This is a genomic window from Ruminococcus flavefaciens 007c, from assembly GCF_000571935.1.
Classification (GTDB): domain Bacteria; phylum Bacillota; class Clostridia; order Oscillospirales; family Ruminococcaceae; genus Ruminococcus; species Ruminococcus flavefaciens_F.
This window is the reverse complement of the sequence record NZ_ATAX01000023.1, coordinates 137,505-151,491: the sequence shown is the minus strand read 5'-3', so window position 1 is coordinate 151,491 and position 13,987 is coordinate 137,505. Positions and strand designations below refer to the sequence as shown.

11 protein-coding genes are annotated in these 13,987 nt (G+C 43.5%); all 11 read left to right on the top strand.

Annotated elements, in window-relative coordinates; all coding sequences use genetic code 11:
- Positions 1–347 precede the first annotated feature (347 nt).
- The 11 genes from RF007C_RS07595 to RF007C_RS07545 all read left to right on the top strand — a co-directional run bounded on the left by RF007C_RS07595 (position 348) and on the right by RF007C_RS07545 (position 13,863).
- On the top strand, positions 348–2,180 hold the full coding sequence (locus RF007C_RS07595) for an RNase J family beta-CASP ribonuclease (protein ID WP_430344443.1): 1,833 nt from the start codon (positions 348–350) through the stop codon (positions 2,178–2,180).
- 22 nt (positions 2,181–2,202) lie between these two features.
- Positions 2,203–4,170: a DHH family phosphoesterase gene (locus RF007C_RS07590; protein ID WP_037298822.1), complete on the top strand. Its 1,968-nt coding sequence runs from the start codon at positions 2,203–2,205 to the stop codon at positions 4,168–4,170.
- A 25-nt stretch (positions 4,171–4,195) separates the two neighbouring features.
- Entirely contained in the window at positions 4,196–4,642 is a 447-nt protein-coding gene (gene rplI, locus RF007C_RS07585; RefSeq protein WP_037298954.1) for a 50S ribosomal protein L9, read from the top strand.
- 4 nt (positions 4,643–4,646) lie between these two features.
- Positions 4,647–6,002 carry a replicative DNA helicase gene (dnaB, locus tag RF007C_RS07580; RefSeq protein WP_019678495.1) on the top strand — a complete coding sequence of 452 codons (1,356 nt, stop codon included), beginning with the start codon at positions 4,647–4,649 and terminating at the stop codon, positions 6,000–6,002.
- A 41-nt stretch (positions 6,003–6,043) separates the two neighbouring features.
- Positions 6,044–7,339, top strand: a complete 1,296-nt coding sequence (gene tilS / locus RF007C_RS16470) for a tRNA lysidine(34) synthetase TilS (protein ID WP_161634881.1) — start codon at positions 6,044–6,046, stop codon at positions 7,337–7,339.
- 18 nt (positions 7,340–7,357) lie between these two features.
- On the top strand, positions 7,358–9,265 hold the full coding sequence (gene ftsH / locus RF007C_RS07570; RefSeq protein WP_037298819.1) for an ATP-dependent zinc metalloprotease FtsH: 1,908 nt from the start codon (positions 7,358–7,360) through the stop codon (positions 9,263–9,265).
- 129 nt (positions 9,266–9,394) lie between these two features.
- Positions 9,395–9,814 (top strand): FHA domain-containing protein, encoded by a 420-nt coding sequence (locus RF007C_RS07565; protein WP_019678492.1) that lies wholly within the window; start codon positions 9,395–9,397, stop codon positions 9,812–9,814.
- On the top strand, positions 9,804–11,096 hold the full coding sequence (locus RF007C_RS07560; protein WP_037298816.1) for an FtsW/RodA/SpoVE family cell cycle protein: 1,293 nt from the start codon (positions 9,804–9,806) through the stop codon (positions 11,094–11,096). Before RF007C_RS07565 ends, RF007C_RS07560 begins: the two co-directional genes overlap by 11 nt.
- Positions 11,093–12,454, top strand: a complete 1,362-nt coding sequence (locus RF007C_RS07555; RefSeq protein ID WP_037298813.1) for a penicillin-binding transpeptidase domain-containing protein — start codon at positions 11,093–11,095, stop codon at positions 12,452–12,454. The genes RF007C_RS07560 and RF007C_RS07555 overlap by 4 nt, the downstream gene beginning before the upstream one ends.
- A gap of 141 nt (positions 12,455–12,595) precedes the next feature.
- Entirely contained in the window at positions 12,596–13,123 is a 528-nt protein-coding gene (gene hpf / locus RF007C_RS07550) for a ribosome hibernation-promoting factor, HPF/YfiA family (RefSeq protein WP_019678489.1), read from the top strand.
- A 71-nt stretch (positions 13,124–13,194) separates the two neighbouring features.
- Positions 13,195–13,863: a lactate utilization protein gene (locus RF007C_RS07545; RefSeq protein ID WP_037298810.1), complete on the top strand. Its 669-nt coding sequence runs from the start codon at positions 13,195–13,197 to the stop codon at positions 13,861–13,863.
- The last annotated feature ends 124 nt before the right edge of the window (positions 13,864–13,987 follow it).

The window sequence follows — 13,987 nt, the reverse complement described above, 5'->3', positions numbered from 1 at the left end:
ACATCGGACAGTTGTTTCTGTATAATAATAGTGTGAATATTTATGCTTATGCACTTTTATACCATAAGTAATTTTATATAGATTTATTACGGCTTTTATGACGAACAATCGTCATTAAGATATAAACCGCAGGGCGATGTGCGGTTGGATCGCTTCGGAACTTAAAAAAATCAGATCACATAATCGGGTTATGCTCTGTATACGAGCTTGTACGTTGTCCCGCTGGATATGTGGTCAGTTTTCTTATCGCCATTTTTAATTCTTTGTTTCCCTTCCGAAGCTTTTTTACATACGGGATTTTTACGATATTCAGGTAAAAAGTCTCATATATCTGAAAGTGAGGTCATATAGTGAACGAAAAGGAAAAAAGCAGCAAGGCAAAGCAGAACGCTTCGGCTGCTCCAAAAAGAACTTACAGAAAGAGAACTCCTGCAAAGGATAAGACTGCCAATACGGCAGCAGCGGAAAAGAATACTCCCGCAAAGCCAAGAACACGTACAAAACAGCCTAAGGAAGTAAAGAAAACTCCCGTAAGGATAATCCCCCTTGGCGGTCTTAATGAGATCGGCAAGAACATGACAGTTTTTGAATGTTCAAACGATATGTTTATTCTTGACTGCGGACTTGCTTTCCCGGACGCCGATATGCCCGGTGTTGATATAGTTATCCCTGATTTTACTTATGTTGAACGGAATCAGGACAAGATCAGGGGTATCGTTATTACTCACGGACACGAAGATCATATCGGCGGTCTTTCATATCTGCTCAAGAAAATAAACGTTCCCGTTTATGCCACAAGACTTACCATCGGACTTATTGAAGGCAAACTCAAGGAACAGGGCCTCAGCGGAAAGGTTAATCTCAACATTGTCGAGCCCAAAAAGACCGTAAAAATGGGCTGTATGGCTGTTGAATTCATTAAAGTCAACCATTCTATCCCCGATTCGGTCGGAATGGCTATCCATACTCCCGCAGGTGTTATTGTCCATACAGGCGACTTCAAGGTTGATTACACGCCTATCGATGAAAAATCAATAGATCTTGCCCGCTTCGGCGAGCTCGGAAGCCGCGGCGTTCTTGCCCTTATGGCTGATTCTACCAATGCGGAGCGTCCCGGATATACTCATTCCGAAAAAACCGTCGGAGATTCATTCGATAAGCTCTTCCAGAAGGGCGAAGGAAAGAGGATAATCATCGCTACCTTCTCCTCAAATATACACCGTGTACAGCAAATCATCAACTGTGCTGTGAGATACGGCAGAAAGGTCGCTGTTTTCGGCAGGAGCATGGTCAATGTTATAAATACCGCCATCGAGCTCGGCTATCTTGACGTTCCGGACGGTATAATCATTGATATCGAAATGATGAACCGCTTTGAAAGCGAAAAAATAGTCCTCATCACCACGGGAAGTCAGGGCGAACCTATGTCCGCTCTTACACGTATGGCTATGAATGACCACAAAAAGGTCAATATCACGCCTATGGACTTTATAATCATATCCGCAACTCCTATCCCGGGAAATGAGAAATTTGTAACAAGAGTCGTAAACGAGCTTATGAAATCCGGCGCAGAGGTCGTATATGAAGCCATGTACGAGGTCCATGTTTCCGGCCATGCCTGTCAGGAAGAACTCAAGCTCATGCAGGCTCTTACAAGACCTAAATTCTTTATCCCTGTACACGGCGAATACAAGCACCTTAAAAAGCACGCTGATCTGGCGCGTCAGATGGGAATGTCCAATGATAATATCATTATAGCAGAGATCGGCAATGTTATCGAAACCGACGGTACAACAATGAAGGTCGTATCACAGGTGCCTGCCGGACGTGTTCTTGTGGACGGTCTGGGTGTGGGTGATGTCGGATCTATCGTTCTCCGCGACAGAAAGCATCTTGCTCAGGATGGTCTGATAATCATAGTTATCGGCATTGAAAAGAGCACCAACGAGATAGTTGCAGGGCCTGACATAATATCCAGAGGATTTGTTTACGTACGCGAGTCCGAGGAGCTCATGGTAGAGGCACGCGCGCTGCTTACAGATACTCTTGCCAACTGCTCGTCAAGCGAATTAAGAGAATGGAATTCGCTGAAGGGCAAAATGAGAGACGCTCTTTCTGATTATATCTATCAGAAAACAAAGCGTAGTCCTATGATACTTCCTATCATCATGGAGACTTGATCTTTCCGAAAGGAGCTTTAAGGTGAAAAAGAAATTCCCGGCAGTTCTGATGATCCTGCTTGTTCTTTCACTGGGGACCATTTCCGCGGCATATTTGCTGCACGGACAAAACGAACAGCTTACAAATGTACTGTTCATATCATCTGCCGTACTTATTTTTATCTGTATTATCTATACTATATTTTATTCCCGCAACTCTATGCGGCACATTTCAAAAATGAACAAGCATCTTGAAAGCTCTGCCGCCGAATTCATGAATTCCCTGCCTGCACCTGTTGCCGTTATTGACGAACAGAAACAGTTCGTATGGTATAATCAGATCTTTGCTGAGAAAATAGGCCTCGGGCAGGACGTATACGGACATGATTTCGAGGGATTCGTCAAGATAGATATAGATTCTCTCATCTCCAACGGAACGGCCTTATGTCCCGTTAACGGGTGTATATATGATGTTACAGCAGAAAAATTCGACAAAAACGATATGTCGTTCCTCGTTCTCTACTTCCACGATGACACAGGCTACTATGCTGTCAAGAAGTCTATGGATGAATCACATCCCAATGTTGTCGTCATTACCATTGATAACTACGACGATATAATGCAGAACGCCAAGGAAAGCGAAAAGGCTCAGACATCTGTTGAAACCGAAAAGCTCATCGAAAACTTCATGAGCAAGACCAACGGCTTCATAAAAAAGACTTCACCCAACACATTCTTTGCCATACTTGAAAACCGACATCTGAAAAGCATTATCGACGGTAAATTCAAGATCCTTGACGCTGCAAGGAATATAAAGATCGCAGGAAAGTATCCCCTCACCTTTTCCATCGGTGTAGGTCAGGGTGCTTCGTCTCTTGCGGAAAGCGAGAATATTGCCCGACAGTGCCTTGATATGGCTCTGGGCCGAGGCGGCGATCAGGCGGTAATCAAAACCGAAAACGGTTACAGGTTTTTCGGCGGAGTCTCCAAAGGGGTTGAAAAGCGATCCCGTTCAAAGACAAGGATCATCGCAAACGCTATGCAGGATCTTATAATGCATTCAGAAAGAATTTTCATTATGGGACACCGATTCGGAGATCTTGATTCCGTAGGTGCTGCCTGCGGTCTTGCAGGAGCTCTCAGGCTCATGGGCAAGGAGGCTTATGTAGCTGTTGACCGCTCCAAGAATCTTGCCACAAATCTGATAGATGCAGTTGATGATGAGACAAAGTGCGGTCTGTTCCTCACTCCCTACGATGCTGAGGAAATGATCGGCACAAATGATATGCTCATCGTTGTGGATACTCATAATAAGGATTTTCTCGAGAGCCATGAGCTGTACGAAAAAGCACATTCGGTGGTAGTTATTGACCATCATCGTAAAACAGTCAATTTTATTGATGATGCCGTTATTTTCCACCATGAACCTTATGCTTCGTCAGCCTCGGAAATGGTCACAGAAATAATACAGTACTTCAATTACAGCGGCGACGAAAAGCTCCAGAACTGCTTTGCAGACGCTCTTCTTGCAGGCATAATGCTCGATACCAAGAATTTTGTCATGAGAACAGGTGTAAGGACCTTTGAAGCTGCCGCATATCTCAAAAAAGTGGGCGCCGATACAGTAGCAGTAAAGCTTCTTTTCTCAAACTCAATAGATTCTTACAGAAGAAAGACCCAGATCGTTGCATCTGCTAAGATACATAATAACTGTGCTATCGCTGCAGCCGACTTCAGATCTGATGACATAAGAGTTGTAGCTCCTCAGGCTGCCGACGAACTGCTCGGCATATCCGATGTGGACGCCTCATTTGTAATTTACAGGACTCCCAATACCGTGAATATCTCTGCCCGTTCACTCGGCGCAGTAAATGTACAGGTCATCATGGAACAGTTGGGCGGAGGCGGACACCAGACTATGGCTGCCACTCAGCTTGAAGGCGTAACAGTTGAGGAAGCAGTTAAATCACTTATCTTCGCAATTGACGAATGTGCCAAAAACAATATATGATAAAAAACGAAAGGCTGGTATAAATATGAAAGTTATCTTCTTACAGGACGTTAAAGGTTCAGGCAAAAAAGGCGAATTAAAGAACGTTGCCGACGGATATGCACGCAATATGCTTATCCCCAAGGGACTTGCAGTTGAAGCAAACGCTTCAAATATGAATAAGCTTGAAGGCGCCCAGGCTTCCGCTCAGCACAAGATAGACGTTGACGTACAGAATGCCAATGAGGCTGCTGCCAAGATAAAAGGCAAAAAACTTGAAATAAAGGCTAAAGCAGGTTCAAACGGCAAGCTCTTCGGCTCTGTTACGGGAGCAAATGTCGCAGAAGCTCTTGCAGAGCAGCTTGGCGTTAAGGTTGACAAGAAAAAGGTCGTTCTCAGTACAGATATTAAGAATTTCGGTTCTTATACCGCAACTGTAAAGCTTTACAACGGCATATCCGAGACGGTCGACATCGAAGTTATCGAAGGTTAAGGATATGGACGAAAATGAGATCCTTCTCTCCGCCCGCGAGCTGCCACACAGCATCGAGGCGGAGCAATCCGTTTTAGGAGCAATAATATCCGATCCGAATGTCTTATCCGATGTTATTGAGATCATAAAGCCCGAGTATTTCTATAACGACCAGCATAAAGCTCTTTACTCTATCATGCTTCAGATGAACTCGATGAGTCTGCCTGTTGATATTGTAACAGTGCTTAACGAGGCCGAGAAGCAGCATATTTTCGAGAGCCCTGCTGAAGGTAGACGGTATCTTGCAGAGATCGGTAATCTTCTCCCATCTACTGCAAACGTCGAAAGCTACTGCAAGATCGTTGCGGATAAGTATTTTCTCAGAAGTCTCAGCTATGTTGCAAGGACTATACTCGAAGAAGTACAGTCAGGTGAACAGAATGCACAGCTTCTACTTGATTCTGCCGAGCAGAAGATATACGACATCAGGCAGGGCAGAGATGTACGCGGACTTGTCCCTCTTTCCGAGGCTATTGCCGAGGCCTATGACAGGCTTGGCAAGATCTCCGGTCCAGACAAGGAAAAATATGTGGGTGCAAGGACAGGCTTTACTCTCCTTGACAATATAACCTCGGGACTTAATAAGTCCGACCTTATAATCATTGCTGCCCGTCCGGGTATGGGAAAGACCTCATTTGCCATGAATATCGCTACCAATGTAGCAAGACGTGCCGAAAAAGAGGTAGTTACATTCAATCTGGAAATGTCAAAGGAGCAGCTCGCTACAAGAATCCTCTCCACAGAGGCTCTTGTAGAGTCAAATACCCTCAGAAACGGCCGTATAAACGGTGATGACTGGGTAAAGCTTGCTACAAGCGCGGGTTATCTCAGTACCCTGCCGCTGTATATCGATGATACCGCAAGCATGACCGTTCAGCAGATGAAAGCAAAGCTCCGAAGAACAAAGAATCTCGGACTTGTTATAATTGACTACCTACAGCTCATGGAATCCACTTCACATTCGGATAACCGTGTTACCGTCATCAGTGAGATCACCCGTCAGCTTAAAGTAATGGCAAAGGAACTGAATGTGCCTGTTATACTGCTCTCTCAGCTCTCCCGTGCCGTTGAGAACAGAACAGATAAGCGCCCAATGCTCTCGGATCTTCGTGAATCCGGTTCTATCGAGCAGGATGCAGATATCGTTCTTTTCCTTTACCGCGATGCTTACTACAATAAGGAAAGTCAGCGTCAGAATATATCAGAATGTATCGTTGCCAAAAACCGTCACGGTGAAACCGGCACCGTTGAGCTCATATGGGACGGACAGTACACAAGATTTTCAAATCCTGATTATAACACTCCTCCTGAAAATGTATAATTATGTTAGATAAGGTTTACAACTTCATAAAGGAACAGAATATGTTGAAACAGGGTGACACTGTTGTATGCGGACTCTCAGGAGGAGCAGACAGCGTTGCTCTGCTTCTTGTACTTGATGAACTAAAGGAAAAGCTCGGTATCAGGCTTGAAGCACTTCATGTAAATCATTGCATAAGAGGTGAAGAAAGTGACCGTGACGAGCGCTTCTGCAGTGAACTTTGCAGCCGACTTGGCATAACCTTCCATTCCGAGAAATGTGACGTTACAGGCACAGCTCGGGAAATCGGAAGATCAACGGAAGAAACGGCAAGAATGCTCAGATACGACATCTTTTCGGCATATTCTAAGGGAAAGAAGCTGGCAACTGCACATAACGCCAACGATAATCTGGAAACAGCCCTGCTCAATCTGGCAAGAGGTTCAGGTCTGAAGGGCATCGCAGGTATTCCCTGCATAAGAGGAAATATAATAAGACCTATACTGACTGTAACACGTGACGAGATCGTTTCGTTTCTTAAAGACAGAGGACAGTCTCATGTCACAGACAGCACAAACCTCTCAGATGACTACACCAGAAACAGGATAAGACACCATATCATCCCGCTAATGCAGGAAATAAACGGCTCTGTCATCGAAACGTCAGTAAATACCCTTTCTGCTTTAAGAGAAGAAAATTCTCTCATTGAGTCTCTTACCGATGAAGCCTGCAGCAAATGCAGGTCAGGCAGCTCTTTTACGGGTTTAACGGAGTATCCGCCTGTTATACGAAAAAGATGTATAGCAAGGCTACTTTCCGAAAATAATATTCCATATTCCTTCAAAAGGCTTGAAGAAGCAGATGAACTGCTTCTCAGAAACGGGAAGCTCAACGTATCCGATGATCTGTTCCTGATAGCTGAAAATGGTAAAATAAGGCTTTCTTCTATAAAATCACAGGAAGAGATATCATATTACGGCAGTCTTGAAATGGGAGTAAAAAAACTTTATGATGGCTGTTCTGTGTACTGTGAGCGCGTTGAATGTGATAATTTGAAGAAAATTGAAGCTGTTCACAAAAATTCCACATTTTATATCATGGATTATGATAAAATAAGAGGAAAGCTTATTGTGAGAACCCGTATATACGGTGACAAAATAAAGCTTAAAGGAAGAAACTTCACTTCTTCTGTAAAAAAGCTGATAAACGAAAAAATACCATCAGAAAAAAGAAACGGCCTGCTTTTTCTTGAAGATGAAGAAGGTACTGTTCTTGCTGAAGAGATCGGTATAGCAGACAGAACTGCTCCCGATGAAAATACTTCCGCATTTCTGGTCATTTCCTTTATCAGATCATAATAGAATGGAGAGGATAATTTGACACCAAAGAAAAACAAAGGTATAATAACCTATCTGCTTGTAATAGTGATCGCTGTATTCTGTCTGGTGTACATTAGTTCACGTTTGAATTCCAATGCCGAAAAAACAGAATATACAACGGTCATAAGCTATTTTGACGATTTAAAAGTCTCTTATTATGAACTTGATCTTGGTACAGGAGATCTCACCTATACCCTCAGGGGAGAAGAGGACGAAAAGCATTATACAGTTCCGAACGTTAATATATTCCTTTCCGATACTGAAGACTATCGAAAATTATATAACGAAAAGTACCCCGATGAGCCTCTGAGACAGGATTATATAAAGATAACAGATAGAACATGGTTGTATTCGCTTATACCTGTTATCCTTACGATCGTACTCGGTATCGCCATCCTCTATTTCATGATGAAACAAAGCGGCGGCGGCGGAAAATATACTACATTCGGCAAGGCAAACCTCAAAAGCGGTGCAAGTGCACGTAAGGCAACCTTCAAGGATGTAGCAGGTGCCGACGAGGAAAAGCAGGAACTCGTCGAGATCGTCGATTACCTTAAAAATCCAAAGAAATATACAGAGCTGGGAGCAAAGGTGCCTAAGGGTGTACTTCTTCTCGGCCCTCCTGGTACAGGTAAGACACTTCTTGCCCGTGCTGTTGCTGGTGAAGCAGGCTGCCCCTTCTTCCCGATCTCAGGTTCCGACTTCGTTGAAATGTTCGTCGGCGTCGGTGCATCACGTGTAAGAGACCTTTTTGAACAGGCAAAGAAACACGCTCCCGCTATCATCTTCATCGATGAGATCGATGCTGTCGGCCGTCACAGAGGTGCAGGTCTCGGCGGCGGACATGACGAGCGTGAGCAGACACTCAACCAGCTCCTCGTTGAAATGGACGGCTTTACAGGAAATGAGAGCGTTATAGTTATCGCTGCTACAAACAGACGTGATATTCTGGATCCCGCTCTTCTCAGACCCGGCCGTTTTGACAGACAGATCGTTGTAGGCTATCCCGATGTAAAGGGCCGTGAGGAGATACTTCAGGTCCATGCAAAGAACAAGCCTCTCGGTCCTGACGTTGATATCAAGAGGATTGCAAGGACAACTCGCGGATTTACCGGTGCTGACCTTGAAAACGTCCTGAACGAAGCTGCTCTTCTTGCTGCAAGAAATAACCGCAGCGCTATCATTGAAGCTGACATTGAAGAAGCTACACTTAAAGTCATCGCCGGTCCGGAAAAGAAGTCAAGGATCGTTACTGCGCGCGATAACTTTATTACCGCATATCACGAAGCTGGTCACGCTGTTGCTTCCTATAACCTCAAGACACAGGAAAAGGTACACCAGGTAACAATAATCCAGCGTGGTATGGCCGCAGGTATGACTATATACCGTCCGGATACGGATGACCGCACGGTATCCCGCACAAAAATGCGCGAGGAGATCATTTCTCTTCTCGGCGGACGCTGTGCAGAGGAGCTCTTTACAGATGATATTTCTACCGGAGCTTCCAACGATATTGAACGTGCTACATCTACAGCAAGAAAGATGGTAACAAAGTACGGCTTTTCAAAGAAGATCGGTACTGTTGTATACGGCTCTGACAATGATGAGGTATTCCTTGGTAAGGATTACGGTCATACCAAGAATTACAGCGAGGCCGTTGCAGCTCAGATCGACGAAGAGGTAAGAGCTATCATCGACAAGGCATATTCCGAGTGTCTTGAGATACTCAAAGCACACGCTGATAAAATGCATATTCTTGCAAAGTACCTCCTCAAGTACGAAAAGATTGACGGTGATGACTTCGATAAGCTCATGAAGAATGAGCTTGTTGTTGACATTTCCGATATCCCTGATGAGATCCCTCCATATGAAAAGGTGGAAACTCAGGGCAGTGAAAATTATTAATAAAAATCTGATCCCGGAGAGCAAATTCTTCGGGATCTTTTTTATCCTGTTATTTTAGTCACAGGTTGCTAAATCTATGCGATTGTGATATAATATAAAGGTATTTTTAATTATACGGAGGTGTTCTTTTTGAATTCCCTGAATCTGATATTATGCGCTGTTTCGGCAGCAGCTCTTGATATTTGCATATTTGTCCTTATTATAACGGCTTACCGTGAAAAAAAATCCTCAAAAAAGAACTGGCATGAGGTCTCACATGATATGGAGCTTGCCGAGCAGGGCAAGATATACGAGCTTGGCTGCGATGAAGTGCTTATAGGACGGCACGCATCGGCAGATGTTCGACTCCCTGATCTTTCGGTATCACGTTATCACGCTATGATGACGGTGTCGGACGGAGTATGGACTATAAAGGATATCGGCTCCAAGTCAGGACTTTTTGTAAACGGCGAACTAATACGCGAAAAGGTACTCAGCGAAAATGACATTATCAAGCTTGGCAACAGACGTCTTATATTCAGAAAAAGGAGTGACAAACGTGTACGCTAACCCCATAGCATATTTCTTTTCAAGCATTTTTGTCCTTATAGCACATATTGCAATGCTTGTTAATATCTACTTTAACGGCAATTATACCAACGTCAGATCTGTCGCTGTACTGGGTGCCGCTGTCATAATACTGGATATTGCTTATCTCGTAGGTATCATATTCTTCAAGCAGGCATCGTACATACTCGATTTTCTGCTGATCCTAATTATCGGTATGAGTGTGATCTTTCAGTCATGCTTCGGAGAAGTGGGCTTTGACGTAAAGCACTACATAACCTGTATAGTATGCCTCGTTGCTTCCAAGGCAAGCTACCTCCTCTGCCGCAATCATAAATACCTTCAGGACAAGAAAAAATATATATACGCCGCAATAGGTATAGTTGTACTCATAACGCTTGTATTTACATCTGCTGAGAATATGTGGATCGAGATCGGATCATTCACTATCCAGCCATCTGAGTTTCTCAAGCCTCTTTTTGTGCTTGCCTGTGCAACTTCTATCGCAGACCAGCAGAAGAAGCATAAGGTATTATTCTTTAATGTAGTATACGAGAATATAGCTCTTTTCGGTATAATGGCTATTATTTGCCTCGTTCAGGTAAAATCCCACGACTACGGTAGCCTTCCCACTTTTTTGAGCATCTATGCCGCAGGATTTCTCCTGAGGATATGTTATCCAAAAGCAAAATTCTCCAAAAAGAAGCTATTTGCAGTCATAGCAGTAATCGTAATATTCCTGCTGATAGGACTAAAATATGCTCCGGAATATGTACAGCACAGACTTCATGTTGATATATGGAGCGATAAGACAGGCGACGGCTATCAGCAGTCACAGGCGCTCATAGGCATCGCCAACGGCGGCTGGTTCGGAGTAGGTCCTGGAAAGGGCTTCCTTGCCAACGTATTCGCATACGATAACGACATAGTTTTCGCAACCGTAAGCGAAGAATGGGGACTTCTCTATGCGCTTATGATGGTGTTCACCATAGTTGTGATAACCGCTGTTCCGCTTATAAATCCCGCGCGTTCATACTTCCACGGAACTATGTCTGCCTGTGTTTCGGCAGCATTCCTTGTACAGATGGCTCTGAATATCTGGGGCTCATGCAATCTTATCCCCTTCACAGGAGTAACCGTTCCTTTTATCTCCACCGGAGGAAGCTCCCTTATGGTAAGCGGATTCATGATTGGAATGCTTCTTGCAGCACAGTCACCTGTATTCAAGGAGCAGAAGAATAAAAAACAGGAAGCTCCTGTACCGGCCTGGAGGTGGAACGAATGAAGAGTATAAAGCGCACACAGCGCATTATCAGCCTTGTTATACTGTTTTTTGTACTCGGAATGGCAGTTCTGGTATTCAAGCTCATACATGAATCCTCATTCTATATGATGAATTCTGACAAACATGAGCTCGGCTTCGTATATGACAGAAAAGGCGATGTACTTTTTGACGGAACTGGCAAAGACTCCTATCCAGATAATTATTTCCTCGATGTGGGAAATATCATAGGCGATGACAAGGGTCAGATGGAGAACACACTCGTTGCTCAGAACATTGAAAAGCTCAATAATTACAGCTTTTCAAACGGACTTATACAAAACGGCGGACAAGCTTCCATATGCACCACACTGGATCACGCTTCAAACCGCGCTGTATTCAACGCCTACGGCTATCAGGAGGGCTGTGTCTCCGCCTATAACTACAAAACAGGAGAGATACTTGTCTGCACCAGTCTCCCCTCTCTTGATGTAACAAAGGGATACGACAATATCGCAAATTTCAAGCCGGGAACCCTTATGTCCAAGAATTTGTACAAAACAGTTCCAGGATCGACGCAAAAGGTCTCAACTGTCATTTCTGCTCTGGAAATAATGGGAACATCTCAGCTCTTTTCCAAAAGCTTCACCTGTACAGGAAAGTATACAAACAGAACAGGCAACGATATAGACTGCCATAATCCCTACGGACACGGTACACAGAATATACAGGAAGCCTTTGAGAACAGCTGCAATCCCTTCTTTGCTCAGCTAATCGAAGACGAAGACCTTCCCCTTGACCGGCTTAAAAAGCAGTATGAGAAAATGGGTTATGCAATAAACGGTGCAAAGCCCGAATATATTGATATAAACGGTATCCAGTGCGAGACTGCCTCGACCACTCTTGAGGATCCTTATCAGTTCAAGACACAGTGGGGATGTATCGGTCAGGGCGACACTATTGTAAGTCCTATACAGCTTATGATGTGGCAGAGTGCCATAGCCAACGAATCAGGCAGAATGACAATGCCCTACCTTATAGACCATGTAACCGACCTCAAAGGCAATGTAAAGGAAAAGGCAAAAACCAGATACAGTGACAAGCTATTCTCCGAGAGTACAGCATCATCCACAAAACAGATCATGCTCACAAACGGTTCAGACAGGTATGCCTATTCCATATCCGGATATAGAGTCGGCGTAAAGAGCGGTACTGCACAGGTAGACGAAGGAATGAAGGAAAACTCTCTCCTTGTTGGATTTGTGGATGATCCCTCATTTCCTATCGCATTCTGCATCCTCATAGAGGATAAAGACAGCGGATACCTTACAACAGAGCAGGTCGCTCAGGTTCTTCTTGATAATTTAAAAAACAATTATTGATGTCAGATTAAACAAATAAAGATTTATCCTTTGTGCATTTAAACGAAATTAACAAAATTATATTGTAAGGCCCTTTGTTTTATGGTATAATGTAACCATAAAGATATGGCTTTGTTTTACAAGGCTCAAAGGAGGACTAATATGAAAACAACTATCACAGCTAAGAAAATGCAGATCCCTACCAACTTTACCGAATATGCTGAGAAGAGAATTGATACACGCCTCGGAAAGTTCTTTGGAGACGATGCCGATGCAAAGATCGTTATTTCAGAGATCAGAAACCAGATAATTCTTGAGCTTACCGTTAAATACAACAGTATCATATTCCGTGCAGAGCGTTCTGCTGAAGATAAATACGTTGCTCTTGACGATGCTATTGACAAGATAATCAGACAGATCAGGAAAAACAAGACAAAGGTAGAAAAGAAGCTTAAAGATGCTGCTTTCAAGGAAGCATTTGCTTACCCCGTACCTGAAACCTTTGATTATGAAGTCATCAAGCATAAGAAGTTCAAGATGAGACCTATGGACATCGACGAAGCTATCCTTCAGATGAACCTTCTGGATCATGAGTTCTTCATGTTCACAAATGCAGAAACAGGTCTTATAAATGTTGTTTATAAGCGTTCGGACGGAAACTATGCTGTTCTTGAACCTGATAACGACTGATCTAAATTAGAATAATGATATGCGGGACAGCTTGTCCCGCATATTGATTTTATAACAAAGGAGTACATTATATGGACAACAATAAGAAAACAATACTTGAAAAACGTATACAGAAGGTCGGTGAAAACCTTCAGAAAAACAACATGGACTTCTATTACGCCGAAACTAAGGAAGATGTCTGTCCTATCGTTGAAAAGCTCATTAAAAAGGGTGATGTTATAACAAATGGCGGTACAGTGACCATGGGTGAATGCGGTCTTTCGGAACTTCTTTCCTCACCCGACTATTATTATCTTGACCGTTCAAAAATGACGCCTGAGGAGGTTGCAGAGCTTTATATACGCGCATTTTCCGCTGACGTATATATATCCAGTTCAAATGCAATAACAGAAGACGGCGTTCTTTATAACGTTGACGGCAACAGCAACCGTATAGCAGCTATTGCCTATGGTCCCAAGTCTGTAATAATCATCGCAGGCTGCAATAAGATCGTAAGAGATCTCAAGGAAGCAGAATTAAGAGTAAAAAGAGAAGCTGCACCTCCTAACTGCCTTAGACTCAACTGTGAGACATACTGCAAGGAAAAAGGCGAGTGTGTATCACTGTCAAAAGCAGGTCACCAGATCAGCGACGGCTGCGGCGGTGACGGAAGAATATGCTGTAACTACCTTATCTCTGCACATCAGCGTCATAAGGGACGCATTAAGGTCATCATCGTAGGCGAAGAGCTTGGATATTGATATGATAACATTCAGATGGGAACATAAAAAATGTTCCCATTTATTTTTAAAAAGGGATTGACAAGAACGAAAAAGTGTGTTATACTACCTTTAGTGATAAAAAGCTTTAAAGCACAACAGTGCA